The organism is Nostoc sp. (genome assembly GCF_036916735.1).
In the GTDB taxonomy this organism is placed as follows: Bacteria; Cyanobacteriota; Cyanobacteriia; order Cyanobacteriales; family Nostocaceae; genus Nostoc.
The window spans coordinates 91,009-110,412 of sequence record NZ_JBALFV010000052.1 but is presented as its reverse complement, the minus strand read 5'-3'; the positions used below and the strand labels follow the sequence as shown (position 1 = coordinate 110,412).

Annotated in this window: 21 protein-coding genes; 10 read left to right on the top strand and 11 right to left on the bottom strand. The window is 41.1% G+C overall.

The window, feature by feature from the left end; translation table 11 throughout:
- On the top strand, positions 1 to 234 hold a 234-nt coding region (locus V7L20_RS13085; RefSeq protein WP_334744491.1), incomplete at its 5' end, for a hypothetical protein.
- Between the two features lie 186 nt (positions 235 to 420).
- A complete protein-coding gene (locus V7L20_RS13080) occupies positions 421 to 1,959 on the top strand; it encodes an FAD-binding domain-containing protein (protein WP_334744490.1) in 1,539 nt (512 codons plus the stop codon).
- A gap of 109 nt (positions 1,960 to 2,068) precedes the next feature.
- Here the strand turns inward: V7L20_RS13080 and V7L20_RS13075 are convergent, their stop codons facing one another.
- Together V7L20_RS13075 and V7L20_RS13070 are read right to left on the bottom strand one after the other, a co-directional pair.
- Positions 2,069 to 4,057, bottom strand: coding sequence for a S8 family serine peptidase (locus V7L20_RS13075; protein WP_334744489.1), 1,989 nt, complete (start codon positions 4,055 to 4,057; stop codon positions 2,069 to 2,071).
- Positions 4,058 to 4,100: 43 nt separating this feature from the next.
- A complete protein-coding gene (locus V7L20_RS13070; protein WP_334744488.1) occupies positions 4,101 to 4,463 on the bottom strand; it encodes a hypothetical protein in 363 nt (120 codons plus the stop codon).
- Positions 4,464 to 5,056: 593 nt separating this feature from the next.
- Between V7L20_RS13070 and V7L20_RS13065 the strand changes: the two genes are divergently transcribed.
- The 3 genes from V7L20_RS13065 to V7L20_RS13055 all read left to right on the top strand — a co-directional run bounded on the left by V7L20_RS13065 (position 5,057) and on the right by V7L20_RS13055 (position 6,976).
- Entirely contained in the window at positions 5,057 to 5,641 is a 585-nt protein-coding gene (locus V7L20_RS13065; RefSeq protein ID WP_334744487.1) for a hypothetical protein, read from the top strand.
- 207 nt (positions 5,642 to 5,848) lie between these two features.
- A complete protein-coding gene (locus tag V7L20_RS13060; protein ID WP_334744486.1) occupies positions 5,849 to 6,208 on the top strand; it encodes a Rieske (2Fe-2S) protein in 360 nt (119 codons plus the stop codon).
- Positions 6,209 to 6,751: 543 nt separating this feature from the next.
- Positions 6,752 to 6,976, top strand: a complete 225-nt coding sequence (locus V7L20_RS13055; RefSeq protein WP_334744485.1) for a hypothetical protein — start codon at positions 6,752 to 6,754, stop codon at positions 6,974 to 6,976.
- Between the two features lie 221 nt (positions 6,977 to 7,197).
- Here V7L20_RS13055 and V7L20_RS13050 read toward each other — a convergent pair whose 3' ends face one another.
- The 5 genes from V7L20_RS13050 to V7L20_RS13030 form a co-directional block, all read right to left on the bottom strand.
- A complete protein-coding gene (locus V7L20_RS13050) occupies positions 7,198 to 7,836 on the bottom strand; it encodes a histidine phosphatase family protein (RefSeq protein ID WP_334744484.1) in 639 nt (212 codons plus the stop codon).
- A 374-nt stretch (positions 7,837 to 8,210) separates the two neighbouring features.
- Positions 8,211 to 8,732, bottom strand: a complete 522-nt coding sequence (locus V7L20_RS13045) for a hypothetical protein (protein WP_334744495.1) — start codon at positions 8,730 to 8,732, stop codon at positions 8,211 to 8,213.
- Between the two features lie 105 nt (positions 8,733 to 8,837).
- The gene (locus V7L20_RS13040; protein ID WP_334744483.1) at positions 8,838 to 9,281 is read right to left on the bottom strand and encodes a hypothetical protein; all 444 of its coding nucleotides are present in this window, start codon (positions 9,279 to 9,281) and stop codon (positions 8,838 to 8,840) included.
- Between the two features lie 326 nt (positions 9,282 to 9,607).
- Positions 9,608 to 9,790, bottom strand: a complete 183-nt coding sequence (locus V7L20_RS13035; protein WP_334744482.1) for a CsbD family protein — start codon at positions 9,788 to 9,790, stop codon at positions 9,608 to 9,610.
- A gap of 351 nt (positions 9,791 to 10,141) precedes the next feature.
- Positions 10,142 to 10,606, bottom strand: coding sequence for a hypothetical protein (locus V7L20_RS13030; protein ID WP_334744481.1), 465 nt, complete (start codon positions 10,604 to 10,606; stop codon positions 10,142 to 10,144).
- Positions 10,607 to 10,869: 263 nt separating this feature from the next.
- On the opposite strand from V7L20_RS13030, the gene uvrB reads away from it, so the two are divergent.
- Both uvrB and V7L20_RS13020 read left to right on the top strand, forming a co-directional pair.
- Positions 10,870 to 12,867, top strand: coding sequence for an excinuclease ABC subunit UvrB (gene uvrB / locus V7L20_RS13025; protein ID WP_334744480.1), 1,998 nt, complete (start codon positions 10,870 to 10,872; stop codon positions 12,865 to 12,867).
- 232 nt (positions 12,868 to 13,099) lie between these two features.
- Entirely contained in the window at positions 13,100 to 13,684 is a 585-nt protein-coding gene (locus V7L20_RS13020; RefSeq protein ID WP_334744479.1) for an AAA family ATPase, read from the top strand.
- A gap of 190 nt (positions 13,685 to 13,874) precedes the next feature.
- Here the strand turns inward: V7L20_RS13020 and V7L20_RS13015 are convergent, their stop codons facing one another.
- A complete protein-coding gene (locus tag V7L20_RS13015; protein ID WP_334744478.1) occupies positions 13,875 to 14,048 on the bottom strand; it encodes a hypothetical protein in 174 nt (57 codons plus the stop codon).
- 241 nt (positions 14,049 to 14,289) lie between these two features.
- Here V7L20_RS13015 and V7L20_RS32610 point away from each other — a divergent pair, with 241 nt between their 5' ends.
- The gene (locus V7L20_RS32610; protein ID WP_442943537.1) at positions 14,290 to 14,466 is read left to right on the top strand and encodes a ParE family toxin-like protein; all 177 of its coding nucleotides are present in this window, start codon (positions 14,290 to 14,292) and stop codon (positions 14,464 to 14,466) included.
- 378 nt (positions 14,467 to 14,844) lie between these two features.
- Here V7L20_RS32610 and V7L20_RS13010 read toward each other — a convergent pair whose 3' ends face one another.
- Together V7L20_RS13010 and V7L20_RS13005 are read right to left on the bottom strand one after the other, a co-directional pair.
- A complete protein-coding gene (locus V7L20_RS13010; protein ID WP_334744477.1) occupies positions 14,845 to 14,997 on the bottom strand; it encodes a hypothetical protein in 153 nt (50 codons plus the stop codon).
- A gap of 427 nt (positions 14,998 to 15,424) precedes the next feature.
- On the bottom strand, positions 15,425 to 15,625 hold the full coding sequence (locus V7L20_RS13005) for a hypothetical protein (protein WP_334744476.1): 201 nt from the start codon (positions 15,623 to 15,625) through the stop codon (positions 15,425 to 15,427).
- A gap of 313 nt (positions 15,626 to 15,938) precedes the next feature.
- Between V7L20_RS13005 and V7L20_RS13000 the strand changes: the two genes are divergently transcribed.
- Together V7L20_RS13000 and V7L20_RS12995 are read left to right on the top strand one after the other, a co-directional pair.
- The gene (locus tag V7L20_RS13000) at positions 15,939 to 16,271 is read left to right on the top strand and encodes a DUF4258 domain-containing protein (protein ID WP_334744475.1); all 333 of its coding nucleotides are present in this window, start codon (positions 15,939 to 15,941) and stop codon (positions 16,269 to 16,271) included.
- Positions 16,261 to 16,482 (top strand): YgiT-type zinc finger protein, encoded by a 222-nt coding sequence (locus V7L20_RS12995; protein ID WP_334744474.1) that lies wholly within the window; start codon positions 16,261 to 16,263, stop codon positions 16,480 to 16,482. Before V7L20_RS13000 ends, V7L20_RS12995 begins: the two co-directional genes overlap by 11 nt.
- Before the next feature lie 644 nt (positions 16,483 to 17,126).
- On the opposite strand, the gene V7L20_RS12990 is transcribed toward V7L20_RS12995, so the two are convergent.
- Positions 17,127 to 18,896 (bottom strand): pentapeptide repeat-containing protein, encoded by a 1,770-nt coding sequence (locus tag V7L20_RS12990; RefSeq protein WP_334744473.1) that lies wholly within the window; start codon positions 18,894 to 18,896, stop codon positions 17,127 to 17,129.
- Positions 18,897 to 19,404: the final 508 nt, after the last annotated feature.

Genomic DNA, 19,404 nt, shown 5'->3' with positions numbered 1-19,404 from the left:
AGCTGCTACAGACTGCGCGTAACACCGAAACGTCAAGACGAAAGTTCCTACAGACTGCGCGTAACACCGAAACGTCAAGGCGGAAGCTGCTACAGACTGCGCGTAACACCGAAACGTCAAGACGAAAGTTCCTACAGACTGCGCGTAACACCGAAACGTCAAGGCGGAAGCTGCTACAGGGAAGAATATTTTGATTTTTGCTCAGTAATATGTGGTTATTTAACAGAGCATTAAAAATACCCCATTCTAGCCTTCCCCTTGCTAAGGTTTCCTACTACCCCTATCCCCTCTGCTTTCAACCTGCCTACATGAGCCTGCAAGTTAATTTCGCTCTTTTTCACTTATAAGGTCATAGTTTTAGTTGTACCATTAAAATTATTTAGTACAATTGTATTATTAATTGATATAGAAAATTAATTTATGCACCTTCTGTGGTTTCGTCGAGATTTACGTTTGACTGACAATGAAATTGTTGCTTTAGCGTCTGCTAATAATGCCATAGTTTTAGCATTCTTTATCATCGACCCTTGGTTTTATCAATGGGTTGATGTAAGTAAAGCACGGGTGCAGTTTTTGTTTGAGTCTTTAGAGAATCTAGATAGCAATTTACAAAAATTAGGCAGCAAACTAATATTATTTGAAGGTAATGCTGTAGAGATTATACAAGAATTAACCAAACAATTAATACAGCAGGGACATAGACCAAAACTCTACTTTAATCGTGATGTCCAAGTTGAGTATGGTATCAGCCGAGATAAAAGTATAGTTAATTTATATCAAGCATTAAATCTCGAATATCATTTGGGACTGAATAACTTTTTACAATCACAAGATAAACGTGAGCAGTGGTTTAACGAGTATTACACATACCAAAGACAACCTATTTACCCAAAACCTACTAGTATTAATACTCCGTCACTTTCTCTAAATATTCCCCATCTGACATTTACAGAATTAAAACAAAAGTATTCAGCCTTTTGTCAAACAGAACAAGTATATTTTATTGGTGGAGAAACACAGGCACAAAGTACATTAAAGTCATTTCTTAAAAGTAGATTTAATGGCTATCATTGGAAACTTTCACGCCCAATGTTAGCACAGCAAGGAGCAACATCGCATTTATCACCACATCTGACTTTTGGTACAATTTCAACTCGCATTGTTTACCAAGAGACTAAGGTAAGGGCAGCAGAACTTACAAATCAGCCCAAGGCAGAATTTTCCTTAAAAGCATATTGTGACCGCTTACGCTGGCATGATAGTTTTACACAACGTCTTTATTTTTATCCAGAAATAGCTTATCAAAACCGCTACCCGGAATTTGATGAATGGTATACGCCCCTAGAGCTATCATCACAAAAGCAAGAACTGTTTCAGGCATGGCTTGAAGGGTTAACAGGCTTTCCTCTCGTAGATGCCAGTATGCGACAACTAAAAACTATGGGTTGGATGAACTTTCGCATGAGGGCAATGTGTGCCACATTTTTAACTATCAACTGTGGTATTTCCTGGCATCACGGGGCTAGACATTATATGAACTATTTAGTAGATGGAGATTTAGCAATTGATAATTGGCAGTGGCAGATGCAATCAGGTGTTACTAATCCCTTAAGTGATACTTTTCGCATATATAACCCAAATAAGAATATTCAAGAAAAAGACCCAGACCTCAAATTTATTTACTATTGGATAAGCGAACTAAAAGGGTACAGTCTACCAGAAATTATTCAAGGTAAATATGTTGGCACTAGTTCTTACCCACAAACTATTTTAGATTGGGCTAAAACCCGCAAAATTAACGGTAAAATCATCTCTGACCTTCGGAAAAAAGTAAGAGAAAGGTTAACTCTTCAGGGTGGAGATGAATATGAAAGTGCAGTTGCAGCTAAAGAAACAGTAAATAAATACTGGCAACATAAAGATAGAGAGTACAAAGAATTCAAAGAATTAGAGGCATAACTAGAGTAGTTAACGGGACTTAGACAAAAATTAAGCCCAAATAAAGTCTAAACTGGCGGTATAGAGAAATACTTGTGTTTAACTGATTCATCCCGCATTGATGCAACGCCTAAAATCCAATTTCAATGATTAAGCTGCGAATTTTTCCTGTATCTGCGTCAGCCTTATCTGCAACTTGAAGAGTCCAGGTTCCTTCGGGACTTTTACCTTTAAAGGCAGCAAGTTTAAGGGTATTTATCTCGTCATAAGTTGTTTTAATATTATTTGTAGCTCCACCCTGGCGATCATGCAGAATTACAGGAAATACACTTGTTTGCACGGGGGGAAAGAGAGTAACTACAAGGTCACCAATAAAAGTATGCTCAATGTCTACATTAACTTTAATGGATTTTATCAGGCTAGTACTAGCGATCGCCACTGACAATGTTGATGTTTGTAAATCGTTAATTGGGATATCTTGCACTGCTTGGAATTTGCTGATGGGTGATGTTTCAGGTGGCTTGGCTAGTTCCACAGCTTTGAGAGCATTCATTCGACCGTAACCGTAGAAAGGGCTACGACCGTTGGCATCATATTTACCTCCAGCTTGATCGATGCGATCGCAAGAGCGTTTAATAATATCTCGCACTTCGTCCCAACGCAGATTTGAGTTTCTAGCAATAATTAGAGCTGCTATACCAGCCGCACCCGGACAAGCACTAGAAGTTCCGCCGAATTGGTTGGTGTAATTGCCTGGGACATCACCCAGATTTCGATTACCCGAATTATAACCAAGTACACCAGAGCGATCGCTTGTCCAAATTCCAGGGGTTTGAGAACTATCGCCATTGTTGCTGGGGAAGGCACACCAGACCGCCTTACCAAAGTCACTGTAAGCGCTTCTCGTGCCGTAGTCGTTACAAGCTGCTACAGCAATCACCTTTTGGTAGCTGGCGTAGCCATCATTATCGACGCTTTCGTTACCATTGCCAGCCGCAAATAAAATTACACAGCCCTTGCCGTTGCGTCCCTGATTAATTGCAAACTCCATAGCAAGGCGGGTGGAATCAGGCAGAGGTACTTTCTGGTTGTGTGCAGGATCGTTTGGCTCATACCAAACTCCGTCTGCGGGCCCCCAGCTACAAGAAATTACATCAGCACCATTTTGAGCCGCCCAAACAAAAGCATCTGCTTCATCCTGCGATCCCAGCGCCGAAGCTAAACGAATCGGCATCAGCTTTGCACCTGGTGCTACACCAGATGCACCAAAGTTACCGTTTGCACAAGCTACTCCTGCACAGCTTGTCCCGTGGTTATTGTCGTTCCCCGGTCTGGGATTGTCAGTTTTACGTGTGACATCACGCGGGGCAACAATTTTTCCAGAGGAACGGAACTCTTCATGCTCAAGATCCACACCGTCGTCAATAATTGCAATAATCGCCCCAGTGCCATCGCTCAACTTCCAAGCTGCCTCAACGTTGACATGGGCGTTAATTACCTGACCATTAATTGTTGTTTGCTTTAAGTGCCACTGCTGCGGAAAAACCTGACGTTGGCGTAATTCACGCACTAGTTCAGGATGGCAGAGTTCAACTGATTCTTCATTCAAAAGTCTCTCGGCGATGTCAAAGATAGCTATACCAGTATTTGTAGGTGCATTGACAAAATAAGCATTTTGTGAGTATTCCAATTGGCGTTTAATTGTTAAGCCGTAACGTCTTAAGACTTCTTGGCAGACCGTTAATTGTTCTTCGCTATTGAATTTAACGAAGAGGTTTTCGGTGTAAATTATAGGTTGACTTGATGCTGGATCGATAAGAACACGTCCGGCAAATTGGACTTCAGACTCATTGTTGAGAATATCACGGGCGCGATCGCGTAAAGCGACACCTTCAGTAGGAACTTTCGCTCGCAAAATTTCTACACCCGCTTGCCGAAACCGTGTTGTTAACTCAAATTCATTAAGGATGCTGCGAGCTGTCGGTGATACTGGTGTAACTTCAAAGGGTCTTGCACCAACAAGACCACTGCGGCTTTCGGTACGCACTACAACGTGTTCGTCACTAATAGCAAGTTCATATTGTTGACCGTTCTGCCCACCATAGCGAACTTGAACCATAATTTTATCTCCTGAGATATTTGGGATATTACTATCTTAAAAATTAGACATCCCTTCGGCTTACTTCGACTACGGTTCCATCGAGCGACTTGTACTGAGCGTAGTCGAAGTAAGTCGAGATGCTCAGTACAAATCGCTCAAGGCAAGTGGGCATTGGGCAAAACAATTCTAAGTACAGCATTTCATTAATTCGTAGCGAATTAAATTTGGCAATACCCTGCAATGCCAATGCATCGACTGACAATACCAATGCATCAACTGACAATGCCAATGCATCGACTGACAATGCCAATGCATCGGCTGACAATGCCAATGCATCAACTGACAATGCCAATGCATCAACTGACAATGCCAATGCATCGGCTGACAATGCCAATGCGTCCCTTTGGATTAAAAACGCTACCATTTTACGCAAATTTGTATTAATTTATACTAATTCTGTATGAAGATGCGCTAAATCATATTTAAGTACAAGGAAGAAAAACGAACCGCAAAGGACGCAAAGGACACAGAGAAAGAGGAGAGAGAAACAAAGAAGTTAAAAGGGTTTGGCGCAGCCTCAGAAAGAAATGGTATTAGGAATTAGGAGTTAGGAGTTATTCTCCCCTCTGCCCCACTGTTCACTCAGCATTGGCTCAACCATAGCTATCTGCTAACAGAACTTGGAACTCAGAACTCTTGAGGGGCATTGGGATGGGAAAAACTGCATCATACATTGTGTTCTTGCAGCGTGCGCTTGGTATTTACGTTTAATTTATGGATGCTTCTGATTTCATGTGTTATATGTGTAATACGGTCTAAAAAGATACAAATTAAACAGAATTTAATCTATCTAAGTTCATACAAGCCTTCGATTCATCTTTCCAGAAAAGAGGGATTCAAGGTCAGGCTGTTTTACGAATCTTCAATATCAATCAAGGCGTATAGCTTGCATCCCGATGGAAGATTTGTATTCCATACGATTGAAAAACGTTATAACATCATTAGAACTTGAGAAAAATGTTTTATTTCCCGGCTGAGTATTTTCTACAGGTGTACTCTTTACCCCTGATTCCTGAAGTGAGATTTCAAAAAGATTACTTTTCTGAGTATCCTGAACAAATTCGCGTTAACAGCGATGCCTACGGTGGGTTACATTTACGCACTACTGTATCCTACACTCGGAAGCCTGGGTACTATGCAATACATTACAATCAACCCCAGATCGTGGCAACAGGAGCAATTTTACAACTTAACGATGGTGCGATCGCAGTTTTTCTAGGCGAACCCAATCAATCAGAACAGGGAATACTAACTCCAATTTACACATTACAACCCAATGGTTCCCTAGCAGTACCAACTGGACTGGTTTTCATCCGCTTTGCTGAAGGCGTTGATGTGAAGTCGCAGCGCGAGATAATTAATCGAGCCGGTTACGAAATAGTGCAAAGCCTTCCCTATGCACCTCACACCGCTTGGTTGCGTGCCCAATCAGGTAATATTGCTGATGCGATCGCCCGGATTTCTCAGTTAGAAGTGATACCTAAAGTTGAGAATATCGAACCTCAGATGCTTATGGAAAGAGATTTGAGACTAAGGCATTGATTTTCTTAGAAATGAGGCTAATATTTGCATCTATCAATCCTATGCTAAGAACAAGAGAGCTAAGAGCTGGGGGGATGAAAGCTATGTGTCTAATTTATTTTTGAATTTTGAATTGTTAACCTTTTCCACTCCCTAGTACTCAAAGGCGATCGCAGTGGTCATAATTGCGAGAAACTAAAAGCAGATTAATTAGGAGAGGAGAACCTAATGAGTTGGACTAAAGTTCTTGCAGTCGAAGCACTTTCCCCAGGTACACGACAAGTGGTAAAAGTTGGCAACCGGAAAATTCTGGTTTTGAACCACGAAAATCAGCTTTATGCTGTAGATAACAATTGTCCCCACTTAAAATTACCGTTGAAAAGTGGGAAAATCACTGAAGATGGGGCAATAGTTTGTAGCTTCCATCGCAGTGCTTTTGACCTGCGGACTGGTGAAGTACAAGGCTGGTGTTCCTGGCCACCTGGTGTAGGTAAGGTACTCTCGATGGTTTCGCCACAAAAAGCATTACCAGTATTTCCTATTCGTGTGGAAGAAGGCAGTATTTGGGTTGATATTCAAGAGGAATAGCGCCCTCTTTCTGAATTTCTTGCAATATACAGCAGATTTCAAGTTGGTGAGGTACACAACGATTCGTCTGTTACCCAGGTATAAAACGTGTTTTACTTCTGAATTCTGCTGTATTAGTACAGCGCGGCAAAAATCAAGCCACCATTTTAAATAGCAAAAGCCTTGATATACAAAACTTTTGATTTTTGACACTTCGACTCCTTTCAAATACGCCCTTCTCTTCTTAGGCTGCGCCCTAAGCGTAGCTATGCCGCAGGCTTTACGGCTACCAAGAGGACAAGCTCAGGACAGGCTCAAGGCAAGTCGCTCAGTGTTAACTTTTGCCTTTTGCCTTGCGGTACTAGCTTATCTATTTTTTAAAAGTTAAGCGACAAAACCCCAGCCGATAAGTCTAGCTGGGGTTTTTCTTAAAATGCAACTATTTCACAGATATAGGAACTATTGAATGAGAGAAAACATTTTCTCAAGTAGCTTAAACGCTTTGTTGTGATGTAATGTTGGGTTGTGTATTACTATTTCCAGCTTCTATAGAAGCTAGTTTTAATGCACTTTAGAAGGAGAATATTCAGCAGGACAGATTTTGGCAAAGGCAAGTCTATCTTACAGGTAACCCTCGACCAAATCCTTACTGAAATCTGTGGTGATGATTTACGGGGCAAAATCAAAGAATACACAAATAATTTTGGTAGTGCTTTTTTGTTCAACGGTATCATTAGCTTACTGGTTACCATTGCAGCATTATATGGAATATCTATTGATGGTGCGTAGGCGTAGCCTGCACTTCTCTACGAGACGCTGCGCGTAGCTTGCTTCTCCGTAGGAGTACGACAAGCTCAGTCACCATCGTAGACATCGCCACAATTGTCATATTATATATTTTAATAATTGGGATAAATGTTCTCAATAAATATACTGAGATAGGTCAAGGTAAAAATAATAACTATTAAATCCTGTACAGACGCAATTAATCGCGTCTCTCCTAACTCTCCTCACGTTCCTGGCAAATTTCGCAATTGCTCATCTAAATGACTACGGTCTGCCAAAACTTTTAACAGGGGTCCATGTGAGCTAAATTCTACAATACTCACCGAAGCCACAGGACATCCCAAACGAAAACGGAAGCGTCCCACATCAATCCCCAATAAACTACACAGCATAATTCTAATGGTTGCCTTATGTGAAACAACTAAAACATTGCCACTAGTATAATTTTGTTTAATTTCTTCAATCACCTGCAAGGCGCGAGAAGCAATTGTAACTGCCATTTCTCCACCATTTGGAGCATTCCAAGCCGGATCTGCTGACCAGCGAATATAATCATCGTGATATTCACGGCTAATTACTTCTGGCGTTCTTCCTTCCCACAAGCCATAGTTGATTTCCTTCAAACCATCTCTGAGTTGTGGTTCTATCTTTATTGCTTCACATAAAGGTTTTGCTGTCAATACAGTTCGCTGCATCGGACTACAAAATATTGCTGTCCAATCCATAGAACTATATGCTTCACCAAAAGCCTTTGCCATATCCAACCCTTCTGGGGTAAGTTCTGAGTCTATGGAACCGCAAAAGGAATTATTGCGGCTGCATTCAGTTTGTCCGTGACGGAGGAAATAAAGAGTTAGGCTCACGGTATATTCTCATTGATTGTAAATTTAAGAGCCTTAACAATCAGATGTAGCTGAAGATAGTTAATGCCTGTGGTATATTACTACAGTTTTTTGATATTTGGAATGATTTTGGGGGCAAACTTGCAGCAACTAGGCTGGTGATAGATATCGTCATTAAGCGATCGCTTATCTGGCCCATTTTAATAAGCAAAAAATGGCGTTGCTGAATTGAAGTATGAATCCGCATGTAGAGACGTAGCAGTGCTAGGTCTCTACAAGGATTTTGGTATTATGCAAAATCATTTTCATACGTGGAATGAGCAACGCCTAAAAAATAAAGGTGGGTAACAACCCACCTAATCTCTTACTCATCCTCTAAACTCAAAATTCAGAAGTTACTTGCGGCTACCCAACCACTTAGCCGCCGCAATTCCGAGAATCCCTGCTACTACGGGATTACTAAGAAACTTGATAATCCCTGGTTGCTCTGCTAGCACTTCCCGAAAAATGTCGGGGTGGTTATGATACACAAAGGACGCTAGTTTGCTAACATCATCAGCACTCATGCGGCTGGCGTGATGTGTAGAAAGTCCCAACTGTTGCTCTAGATGCTTCTCGTCTAGTTTTCTTTCCTTCAAGTGTTTGAAAAAGGCTCTGGCTACATCATCACGTTCATTGGGTTTAATTTGTGCGATCGCCTGTTGTAATTCTGGCTCCATTTGGCTGGTTGGAATGCGATCGGGATGTAAAGATTGACCAAATAAGTGCCGACGTTGATCAGGTGTTGTGCGTTGAGCGAAATCATCAAAGTTTTGATATTCCGTCGTTGATTCGGCTGTAGTCTCATCCAGAGATTCAACATCACCTTTAGCCAAATCTTTCATTATTTGACGCTTATAATCTTCGCTGGTTGCCACCGTATTTATCTCCTTTTTTATCAAATTATTTGGATAGCTAGTATTTGCCAGCCATAATTCCAAATTCATCAAGCTCTTTTCAAGTTTCTATTGCAAATACAGCAATTAGGTATATTTCACTTGATTAGTTTGAGTGTCATATTCAGTAGTCAAAATCAATTGCTTATCAGGTGCGTAAATTAAAACCTTTAAGTCTTGTTTTGGAAAGTTTTTATGAAAACCTTGAACTAAAGATTTTGCTAATGGTCGCACTTCGTTCGGACGAACTTTAGGAGAAATTACAACACCTAGTTTGTTGTTATCACGAACAAAAGCGTCTTGAACTAAACCTTGAGATGCTTGCACAACCCAGTTACCAAAAGTTTGTCCTCCTGGGGTATTGCCTCGCTCTAACTCTGCATAAGTTACATCTCGACCAATTGTTGAGGGAGTGGTTGAGCGGTTAACTTGTGACATTGTACTTGTACTACCACAGGCGGTAGTTATCATCAGTACTCCAATTAAAAGGAAAGTCGCTAATATTTTGCGACTTTGCTGAAGCAGAATCATTTTTTTACCTCCTAAAAAAATACTTTAAACAACAGATAGAATAGGTTATATATCTAAACTAATTGCTTGCATTTATAAACTTGAAATATATAGATATAGAGGTTATTTCTCTAATTCTTAATATATATATTCTTAAATGTAGAGACATAATAGATTACGTCTCTACATTCAATAGTTCTGCAATCAAGCTACTTGTTTAACTTTCCAAACTTGTTAAGAGGAGAAGAAACAGGTATAGCATTGATTCTTGAATTATTCATGCTTTTTTGCAAAAATGGAATCCACTTTTTTTATATCCCTATTTATGCAAAAAAAATGAATAATTATTAATCAATATTCTTTTTTACATTATCTTTCACGTCTTCGATACCGTGACGTACTTCGCTCTCAGCTTGTTTTGCTTTACCTTCGGCTTTATCTTCTGGATCTCCAGTAATATTTCCCAATGCTTCTTGGGCTTTACCTTCAACATTTTTAGCAGCTGCTTTTGCGCGATCTTCAATGCTCATTTTGTACTCCTGATTTAATCAAAAAATTATTTCAAAGTTTGTTTAGAGCTTTGAAATCTTTTGTTATTACTTTTACACACTAGCTTAAAGTTTTTGCTAAAGCCTTCCACCACAAGACAGATTCAATAATTCGTAATTCGTAATTCGTAATTCGTAATTAAGAAAGTTAGTTGTAGTAAGCGTTCTAGCTGTTGGTTGAATATAAAATAAAGTAATAACAGTTTAGTTACCTATGCTCAAAGACATAGAGCAAATGTAAATATGGTAATCTCTACTTTTGACTGTTTAGCTAAAAAAACCCAGCTTCGTGTAGAAACTGGGTTAATAAAGTTATGGGGATATTTTATTTGTTTAATCTAGAAAACCCATTAGATTTTCAGGGTTGTCAATCTCGTTTGATGCTATTGGACGATTACCGAATGTTGAATAGCTTTCAGAAACTACCAATGAACTTGAGCCAACTGGACGAATCCCAGAGAGATTAATATTTTCAACAATTTGGAATCTATTAGCGCCAATTGGACGAATACCCATTGAGTTATAGGTTTCCACTACTTCTAAGTTGCCGGTGCTAACAGGACGCACCCCAGCAATTGAAAGTTTTTCAGCAACTTCTAAGTCGCTAGCGCCTATAGGACGAATTCCAGAAATGGCGAGTGTTCCAGAAGTTCCCACTGGCAGTTCATTAACTTCCTCGATTTTATCAGCACTCAAGCTCTGGTCTTGTTGATTGTCAACTTCCTCTATAGCTTCCCCTGGAGACTTGGCAGACTTTTGCCGAGAACTGGTTGCTTTGCCAGTGTTGCTAATAGTCATAAACGAAAACCTCTGGTTTATTAATTGAATTTTACAATAATTAAGGAAAGATGAAATTTTTTCCGATATACACCCATATACATTAGAGTTTAACCTTAAAAAACCTCATATAGATATAAGAATCTTTAAAACTGATATCTAAGTAAATTTAAATTAATAATTTTTGTAAACAATTATTACTATTTATTTGCTCTAATAAGCCAGCTACAATGGATACAGGGCGGAATCGTCACCATGAGATAGGGTATTTTCAGCAAAACTGTATGACAGAATTTTGTCTTCAAGCTCCCTTTAGTCCCACAGGCGATCAACCACAAGCGATCGCACAACTGACTGCTAGTATCCAAGCTGGTAATCGTTACCAAACTTTACTCGGAGCCACTGGAACTGGTAAGACATTTTCGATAGCAGCAGTTATTGAGAAAATTGGCAAGCCTACTTTAGTTCTGGCGCATAACAAAACCCTCGCTGCCCAGCTTTGTAACGAGTTGCGAGATTTTTTTCCCAACAACGCAGTTGAGTATTTTGTCAGCTACTACGATTATTATCAGCCAGAAGCGTATATTCCCGTTACCGATACTTATATTGAAAAAACGGCAGCGATTAATGATGAAATAGATATGTTGCGGCATTCGGCAACGCGATCGCTTTTTGAACGCCGTGATGTCATTGTCGTTGCTTCCATCAGTTGCATTTACGGTTTGGGAATGCCAGCAGAATATCTGAAAGCTGCCATCCCCCTTCAGATAGGTATGGAAGTAAATCAGCGCCAAATTTTACGAGATTTGGCAAATGTTCAATATAGCCGCAACGACATCGAAATGGGTCGGGGAAAATTTCGCGTCCGTGGTGATGTCTTAGAAATTGGCCCAGCTTATGAAGACCGAATTATTCGTGTGGAATTTTTTGGTGATGAAATTGACGCGATTCGCTACATTGACCCGGTGACAGGTGAAATTCTCAAGAGTTTGGAAGCGGTGAATGTTTATCCCGCACGCCACTTCGTCACCCCAGAAGAACGATTAGAAGTAGCTTGTAATGACATCGCAGCTGAGTTAAAACAACAAAAACTAGACTTAGAACAAGCTGGGAAACTATTAGAAGCGCAACGCATAGATCAACGTACACGCTATGACCTAGAAATGCTGCGCGAAGTGGGTTACTGCAACGGCGTTGAGAATTATTCTCGTCACTTAGCAGGAAGACAAGCTGGAGAAGCGCCAGAATGTTTAATTGATTATTTTCCCAAAGATTGGCTACTAGTTATAGACGAATCTCACGTTACAGTGCCACAAATTCGCGGCATGTATAACGGCGACCAAGCTAGAAAAAAAGTTTTAATTGAACATGGATTTCGGCTTCCTAGTGCTGCTGATAACCGTCCTTTAAAAGCCGAGGAATTCTGGGAAAAGGTAAATCAGTGTATTTTTGTTTCAGCAACTCCCGGAAATTGGGAATTAGAAGTTTCTGAAGATCATGTAGTTGAGCAAGTAATTCGACCAACTGGGGTGGTTGATCCAGAAATCTCTGTGCGTCCCACCGAAGGACAAATTGATGATTTGTTGGGAGAAATTAAAGATAGAGCCGATCGCCATGAGCGAGTGTTAATTACCACATTAACTAAGCGGATGGCGGAAGATTTAACCGAATATTTGCAAGACCACAGTATCAGGGTAAGGTATTTACATTCTGAGATTACTTCTATTGAGCGCATTGAAATTTTGCAGAACTTGCGCGAGGGAAATTTTGATGTTTTGGTTGGTGTAAATTTGTTGCGGGAAGGTTTGGATTTACCCGAAGTTTCCTTAGTAGCAATTTTAGATGCAGATAAAGAAGGTTTTTTACGAACCGAGCGTTCCTTAATTCAAACTATTGGTAGAGCCGCGCGTCACATCCAAGGACAAGCAATTTTATATGCGGATAACCTGACAGATAGCATGATTAAAGCCATTGATGAAACAGACAGACGGCGTGGTATTCAAACAGCACATAATCAACTGCATGGGATTACACCACAACCAATTGTCAAAAAATCAAGTAATGCGATTTTGGCATTTTTAGATGTATCTCGGCGGTTAAATGCAACTGACTTAAAAGTTGTAGATGAACATATAGATGAATTGCCATTAGAACAGATTCCAGGGTTGATTACTCTGTTAGAAACACAGATGAAAGAGGCGGCAAAGAAACTAGAATTTGAAGAGGCGGCAAAATTGCGCGATCGCATTAAACATCTGCGGGATAAAATGCTAGGACGTTAACGTGAATCTTATGCTGACCAATATTCGCCTAATTAGTGTTCAAGAATATCACAAAATGGCGGAGACGGGAATTTTTCATCCTGAATGTGCGTAGGCGTAGCCCGCACTTCGACAAGCTCAGTGACCATCGTAGACATCGCTATTCGGGAATTATTGCGAAAAATCTAAGAGGCGATCGCCAATATCAAATCAATGCTAGGTTGTAGTCGATGTCAGAAAGTCACTGTCATGCATGATCATTTGGTTGAATGGAGCCTTTGGGGTTGGCAAAACCCAAACTGCTTTTGAGATACACAGTCGAGTCCCTAGTAGTTTTGTGTTCGATCCTGAACAAATTGGTTTTGCGCTTCGTAAAGTTGTACCGCCATCAATGCATAGAGACTTCCAGGATTATCCAATGTGGCGTGAGTTTACTTACCAAGGTTTACGGTATGTTGCAGAAAACTTTGCAGGAAAAATTATTGTTCCAATGACCGTAGTTAATCCGCTTTACTACGATCAAACCGTAGGAATATTGCGTAAAGAGGGATTTCAGGTGCATCATTTTACCCTACTTGCTTCTCGCAACACAATTTTGCGTCGTTTGCGTCGGCGTGGTGATGGAAGCAGTTCTTGGGGCGCGGCTCAACTTGATCGTTGCATAAAGTCCTTATCTGATCAGAGGTTTTCGGTTCATCTCAACACGGAGGGTAAAGCAATTGAGGCTGTTGCAGAGGAAATTGCTAATTATGTAGGTATTGATCTCAAACCTTCAATTTGGCATCCAATCTTACGTCCTCTGAAACGGATGATTGTACAGGTACGCCATATTCGCTAGTCAATCGATTGTGGCGATCGCAGTTGATACTACTTCTAATAAGCATAATCGTCTACAAAACCGATTTTTACACAGTGTGCGATCGCATTAAACATCTGCGGGATAAAATGCTAGGAAATTAACCTGAATCTTATACTCACGAAACAGTAGTTACCCGCACAGAAAGGTTATCGCTTGGGTGACAAAGTGTTCAACTTGCCGCCAAAAAGCGATAATGGATAAGATGCCATTTACGTTTTAAGAGTGTGGTAGCCATGACTGAGTTACTTGAGCGTGCGTAGGCGTAGCCCGTCGTAGACATCGCCCAACTGAAAACTCTACCTGTTGCCGAACAAGATGCGTAGGCGTAGCCCGCCGCAGGCATCGCTGCTCGTCTCCTTGCCAAGATAGAGGATGAGCAAAGATGGAAGGCTCAGTTTGAATCTACAACAGATGCTCAGTGGGATCGTCTAGCTGATATGGTACGGCAGGAAATTGCTGCTGGCGACATCACTCCTTTAGCTGACGTTTTTGCCTCTGAGCAATGAAGTCAAGTGTTACGAAGGTATTTCGCAAGAAACTTGATGAACTTCCTGCATCAGTTCAAGAACAAGCTGCCAAAGCCTATGCTCTTTGGCGTTCACAATAGTCTTCAGTTCAAACGAGTTAGCCAGCGCCAACCAATCTACTCGGCTCGTGTTAGTTTAGATTACCGCCTTCTTGGTTTGTTGCAGGATGATCACATTTACTGGTTCTGGATTGGCGCACATGCAGAGTATGACGAGTTGCTTCAGAGGTTGTAGCGCCAGCAGCCAACCGTTAGCTTGATCACATTAAACATCTACGGGATAAAATGTTGGGACGCTAGCGTAAATATATCTCTTACTGTTTTACCGTGCTATTGTGGCATATTGCGGCGATCGCGGCGGCATAACAAACCGCTTGTGCGATCGCTAGAAAGCATTTGCCAGATAAACTATTGGGACGTTAGAGGTCTAATATATTTTAACTTCATGAAAGCTTCAGTTCCTTCATGATAGCTTTGATGTTAAGCCTTAATGTCGTAACCTTAAGCCTTGATGTTGTAACCTTAAGCCTTGATGTTGTAACCTTAAGCCTTGATGTTGTAACCTTAAGCCTTGATGTTGTAACCTTAAGCCTTAATGTTGTAACCTTAAGCCTTAATGCTTGATGGGTAGTGCGGTGGCATCCAACGATCGCCGTTGTTCAAGCAAAGCTTTCACTAAGATACAAAGGGCTAGACTTGAGGGCGCGATCGCATTAAACATCTGCGGGATAAAATGCTGGGAGGTTAACGTAAATCTTATGCTCATAGAAGGCGTACATCACAGTATGTTGGGGCAATCCGACGAAGTTTGCCTCAACATGTTCAATCTCTCGGTTGTGGTTGACTTAACACACGGTTTCTAGAAAATGTTGATGGTACCACTCAAAATATAGAATGTGCCTGTGCCGAGAGTAGTGAAAACTGTTGCAATCTGAGTGTCTTCAACGAACAGTGCGCCTGTACTTGAGTTGCTCGTAACCGCATCAAGAGAGTCTATATCTATTCCGAAACCTTCGGCGGAAATCCAAATCTCATCATTGAACAAATCGAAGTCGGTGATGGTATCAATTCCTTCATCTGGGGAATTAAAGTAAAATCTATCGGCACCGTCTCCGCCTGTAAGTTTCCCCCATGAGCGACTGCCGTCACAAAGGAAGAAAGAAAATTTGGCGCAGCCTCACAAAGAAATGGTATTAGTACAGCATTTCATTAATTCGTAGCAAATTAAATTTGGCAATACCCTGCAATGTTAATGCATCGGTTGACAATGCCAATGCATCGGCTAACAATGCTAATGCATCGGCTGACAATGCCAATGCATCAGTTGACAATGCCAATGCATCGGTTGACAATGCTAATGCATCGGCTGACAATGCTAATGCGTCTCCTTGCATTAAAAACGCTACAATTTTACGCAAAGCTGTACTTAGCATCGTTACCCGTAATTACGATTGGCAATGCCGATCGACTGCTAAACGACTCTGAATATCGAGGTCAGTGTGTTGAAAGTCTGATTGAAATTGTGCTTGATATTGATAGTTATCGAGGTGCAAGGCGAATCTTCATCCCGTAATGTGGTTAACTATTCGTTCATTGCGAAGACAAGTGCAGTTTGAAACCGAAGTAACAGATGCGTAACAGATAAGAGTCTACATGGAGGATAAATAACATATATCCTGAGCCAGACGGATGTGAAAAAATAGTTATATGACCTCACTTATTGAAGAAATCCGTCAGAAAGTTGCTGATGAACAATTTGAGTTTTCCAAGCACGCCGTTGATCAATCCATTTTGCGGCAAGTTCAGGTTCAAGAAATCAGAGAGGTAATTGCCAATGGACAGGTTATTGAAGACTATCCAAATGATAAGTACGGCCCAAGCTGTCTCATTAGTGGTTTGACCCAAGCTCGAAGACCTATTCACGTTCAATGTAGCTATCCCTCTGGTGTATTAGTCAGAATTATTACTCTGTATCAACCTGACCCACAGAAATGGGATAAAGACTTTACACAAAGGAGAAACTGTGGCGATGACTCATGAGCAAGAAACGCTAGTTGAAAAAAAGGTAACTTACACGTTAGAGATGAATGGACAGGTCTTGATGATTGAGAACGTACCTGCTCGCGTGAATGAAGAAACAGGAGAACAATTTTTTTCTGCATCAACTGTAGAGCATTTACAGCAAATTATCCTCAGTGGGCAACAGCCGGATCGCTTCACAGAAGTTCCTGTATACAACTATCCAGCATAATTATTGAAGACGCCCATTTGTACCGTCAACCGCAGTTTGAAACTGAAGCCACCGACAAATGTCTACTGAGCTATCTTTCAGCAAACAAAATATATATGTCTAATACTGAATATTTTATTTTTGTTAATTTAAGCAATCCAATTACAAGGCATAATCTTTAATTTACAGGTCAAATTTTATCAGCAGGCTATACATCTGTTTTACAAGACTCTAATTTAGTAGAGCAGTATTTGACAGGTAAAATCAACTATTTACCATTCGTTATCAACGAGCAAAGAGCTACTAATTTCTTGTCTGCCAATTCAGTTCTAAGCGATCACCGCATAAGGTCACTTGCATTTACACGCTTGACCGTCGAGATTTTTCTATTATTCGTCCAAGCCACTGTGATTATTTTGAGCTACTGCCTTGAGCCACCAACTAATAATGCCCATGCACCAGACTGTATCAAGGTTGTTGGTTAGCGGGACTTAGGTTATCTGTTGAGGCACGACCGGAAAGTTTTCTGTGAGAAGCGATCGCATTCAACATTTGCGAGATAAAATCCTAGCACGCTAAACCTAATTAGCGCACCACTAACTTATTCTGTGAAGCAGCTTCCTGAAACTCCAGCCTGCAAGTGGCGTGGAGTTTTTCATATTACCTCAATTTAATCCCAGTTCTTCCTTCAACGCTTCCGGCACATTAACTGCTGTCTCTAATCCCCGCACACCTTCCCACTGCTGCTTTTTACCCCAGGTCATTTTTTCCATATTGGCATCACTAAGGTCAGCACCACCGAGAATGGCGTAACTTAGGTTACTGTGGCTAAGATCCGCACCATTGAGGATAGCACCACTGAGGTTACTGCCACTGAGGTTAGCACTATTAAGGTTGGCATAGCTGAAGTCTGTACCGAAAAGGATAGCGTCGGTGAGGTCGGCACCACTAAGGTCGGCTTCGCTAAGAATTACCCCACTAAGGTCAGCTTCGTTGAGAATCACTCGACTCAGGTCTACACCACTGAGGTCTGCGCCTAAGAACATTGCACCGTTTAATCTGGAGTCGTTAAGCTTGGCACCGTTAAGTTTGGCATAGCTGAGGTCAGCAGCGATGAGGATGGCATCACTAAGGTTGGTACTGAAAAGAATTGTGTCACTAAGGTTAGTACCGTTGAGGATGGCGTGGCTCAAATCAGCACCACTGAGGTCAGCACGACAAAGGTCGGCATGGTTAAGGTTGGCGCTGCAAAGGTTGGCTTCACTCAAATTCGCACCGAAAAGGATGGCGTTACTGAGGTCGGCATGGTTAAGGTTAGTGCTGCTGAGGTCGGCGCGGTTGAGGTCGGCGCGGTTGAGGTCGGCGCGGTTAAGATTGGTGCTAGTGAGGTCGGCACGGTTGAGGTCGGCGTGGCTAAGGTTGGCACAGCTAAGGTTTGCACCACTGAGGTTGGTGCTGCTGAGGTCAGCACCAGTGAGGTTTGCGCCGCTTAGGTTTGCACCACTGAGGTTAGCATCGCCGAGGTTTGCACCGCTTAAGTTTGCACCACTAAAGTTTACGCCAGTTAAGTTGGCATCGCCAAGATAAGCTTGGCTTAGGTCAGCACCCCTAAAGTCTGCCCCAGTGAGGTTGGCATCGCCCAGGTAAGCACCCTTAAAGTTGCCGCCTCTAAGAAATTGCCCAACTATACTGCTAAAATTGCCAATTTCCAGGGCATCGCTATAGTTAATCATCCGCAGCAGTTGGGATGTGAAAAAACTGTCTGTGTTTGGTTGAGCAGATGCATAGAAGGTGATTTTGTGTTTGAGTTCATCTCGGTCTTGGGCGTAGCGGTGTAACTCTAACAGCAAAATTAGTACGTTTAGCCCTGTATATATATCAACCTGTCTCAGCCCGATCGCAATATTTTGCGCCGCTAGCCTTAACATTGTTTTCTGAGGTAGGTTATCATTTGGTGTCCCATCGATAAATTCTCCCTGACACCAGCGATGATAAAAATCTTCTAGCCGCCAAAAAAGGAGTTGTGGGCAAATTTTTTGATCACTCACAACCAATGCCATTACTCGGTTGACTATTTCTGGTTTGAGCGGCCCATTGCCTAGTAAATCATAAATCTCTTCATGCATCTGGCGATCGCACACTCTAAAGCATAATCCAGAAGGTAGTGTGCCTGATGTGGTATCGCCAATCTTATAAGTCAAACTGCTTTTTGGTATTGCCCATTTTTCTAAGCTTTCTTGCAGTCTTTGAGACCATAAATCTTCCTGTAAATTATCTTGAGCAAATTTAACAATTTTATAAGGTTCTTTAATACTTTTTCCTAGAGGTAAAACTGCTTCGGTTTTAACAGATGTGGTCTTTGGCATCTCTTCTAACCTTATATCCCTCACATAATTTCTCAGCAGTTGCCAAACTTGAGACAAATATGTTGACATTTCTGTGTCCGTTGTTACATTTAAATTACTGTTTTGATAATCTGGAATTAAAAATTTTTCTATGGTAGTTTGCTTGTCATTGCCAAAAATTAATAGTATCAATAAATACTACACGAAAAATATCATGCGTTGGCCATATCTCCGATGGGTTACACCAACGGTGTTCCTAGAGGGTGGCTTTTCGCTAACCCGTAGTAACCTCAAGCTTCTTCTTTTGATGCAAATAAAGTTTCATCGGAAAAATTCTTTCAAAAATTAAATAATTTTTCACCTTTGGCTAATTTGTTATACTTTTTTCCTAACATATTTACTAGTCTGATGTAAAAATAATACTTACTGTTTGTGAGAGTTGCAATTGTTAGGAAACATCCTACTGTATAACAGCGTGAACATTGCGAAAAAATGGCAACTTAAATTGAAGTCTAAGTTTGTTGCTTGATCTAAAGCATCTGAGAGAATCGACAAAAAGCAGGCTACATAGCTTTGCAAAAGTTAAAAATTAACTACG

Excerpts from the sequence above, each read along its gene's own strand:
- V7L20_RS13080 (WP_334744490.1), top strand. The coding sequence starts at position 421 with ATGCACCTTCTGTGGTTTCGTCGAGATTTACGTTTGACTGACAATGAA.
- V7L20_RS13075 (WP_334744489.1), bottom strand. The coding sequence starts at position 4,057 with ATGGTTCAAGTTCGCTATGGTGGGCAGAACGGTCAACAATATGAACTT.
- V7L20_RS13070 (WP_334744488.1), bottom strand. The coding sequence starts at position 4,463 with ATGGTAGCGTTTTTAATCCAAAGGGACGCATTGGCATTGTCAGCCGAT.
- V7L20_RS13065 (WP_334744487.1), top strand. The coding sequence starts at position 5,057 with ATGTTTTATTTCCCGGCTGAGTATTTTCTACAGGTGTACTCTTTACCC.
- V7L20_RS13060 (WP_334744486.1), top strand. The coding sequence starts at position 5,849 with ATGAGTTGGACTAAAGTTCTTGCAGTCGAAGCACTTTCCCCAGGTACA.
- V7L20_RS13055 (WP_334744485.1), top strand. The coding sequence starts at position 6,752 with ATGCACTTTAGAAGGAGAATATTCAGCAGGACAGATTTTGGCAAAGGC.
- V7L20_RS13040 (WP_334744483.1), bottom strand. The coding sequence starts at position 9,281 with ATGATTCTGCTTCAGCAAAGTCGCAAAATATTAGCGACTTTCCTTTTA.
- V7L20_RS13035 (WP_334744482.1), bottom strand. The coding sequence starts at position 9,790 with ATGAGCATTGAAGATCGCGCAAAAGCAGCTGCTAAAAATGTTGAAGGT.
- V7L20_RS13030 (WP_334744481.1), bottom strand. The coding sequence starts at position 10,606 with ATGACTATTAGCAACACTGGCAAAGCAACCAGTTCTCGGCAAAAGTCT.
- uvrB (WP_334744480.1), top strand. The coding sequence starts at position 10,870 with ATGACAGAATTTTGTCTTCAAGCTCCCTTTAGTCCCACAGGCGATCAA.
- V7L20_RS13020 (WP_334744479.1), top strand. The coding sequence starts at position 13,100 with ATGATCATTTGGTTGAATGGAGCCTTTGGGGTTGGCAAAACCCAAACT.
- V7L20_RS13015 (WP_334744478.1), bottom strand. The coding sequence starts at position 14,048 with ATGCCTGCGGCGGGCTACGCCTACGCATCTTGTTCGGCAACAGGTAGA.
- V7L20_RS32610 (WP_442943537.1), top strand. The coding sequence starts at position 14,290 with ATGCTCTTTGGCGTTCACAATAGTCTTCAGTTCAAACGAGTTAGCCAG.
- V7L20_RS13010 (WP_334744477.1), bottom strand. The coding sequence starts at position 14,997 with ATGAGCATAAGATTTACGTTAACCTCCCAGCATTTTATCCCGCAGATG.
- V7L20_RS13005 (WP_334744476.1), bottom strand. The coding sequence starts at position 15,625 with ATGCAAGGAGACGCATTAGCATTGTCAGCCGATGCATTAGCATTGTCA.
- V7L20_RS13000 (WP_334744475.1), top strand. The coding sequence starts at position 15,939 with ATGACCTCACTTATTGAAGAAATCCGTCAGAAAGTTGCTGATGAACAA.
- V7L20_RS12995 (WP_334744474.1), top strand. The coding sequence starts at position 16,261 with ATGACTCATGAGCAAGAAACGCTAGTTGAAAAAAAGGTAACTTACACG.
- V7L20_RS12990 (WP_334744473.1), bottom strand. The coding sequence starts at position 18,896 with ATGTCAACATATTTGTCTCAAGTTTGGCAACTGCTGAGAAATTATGTG.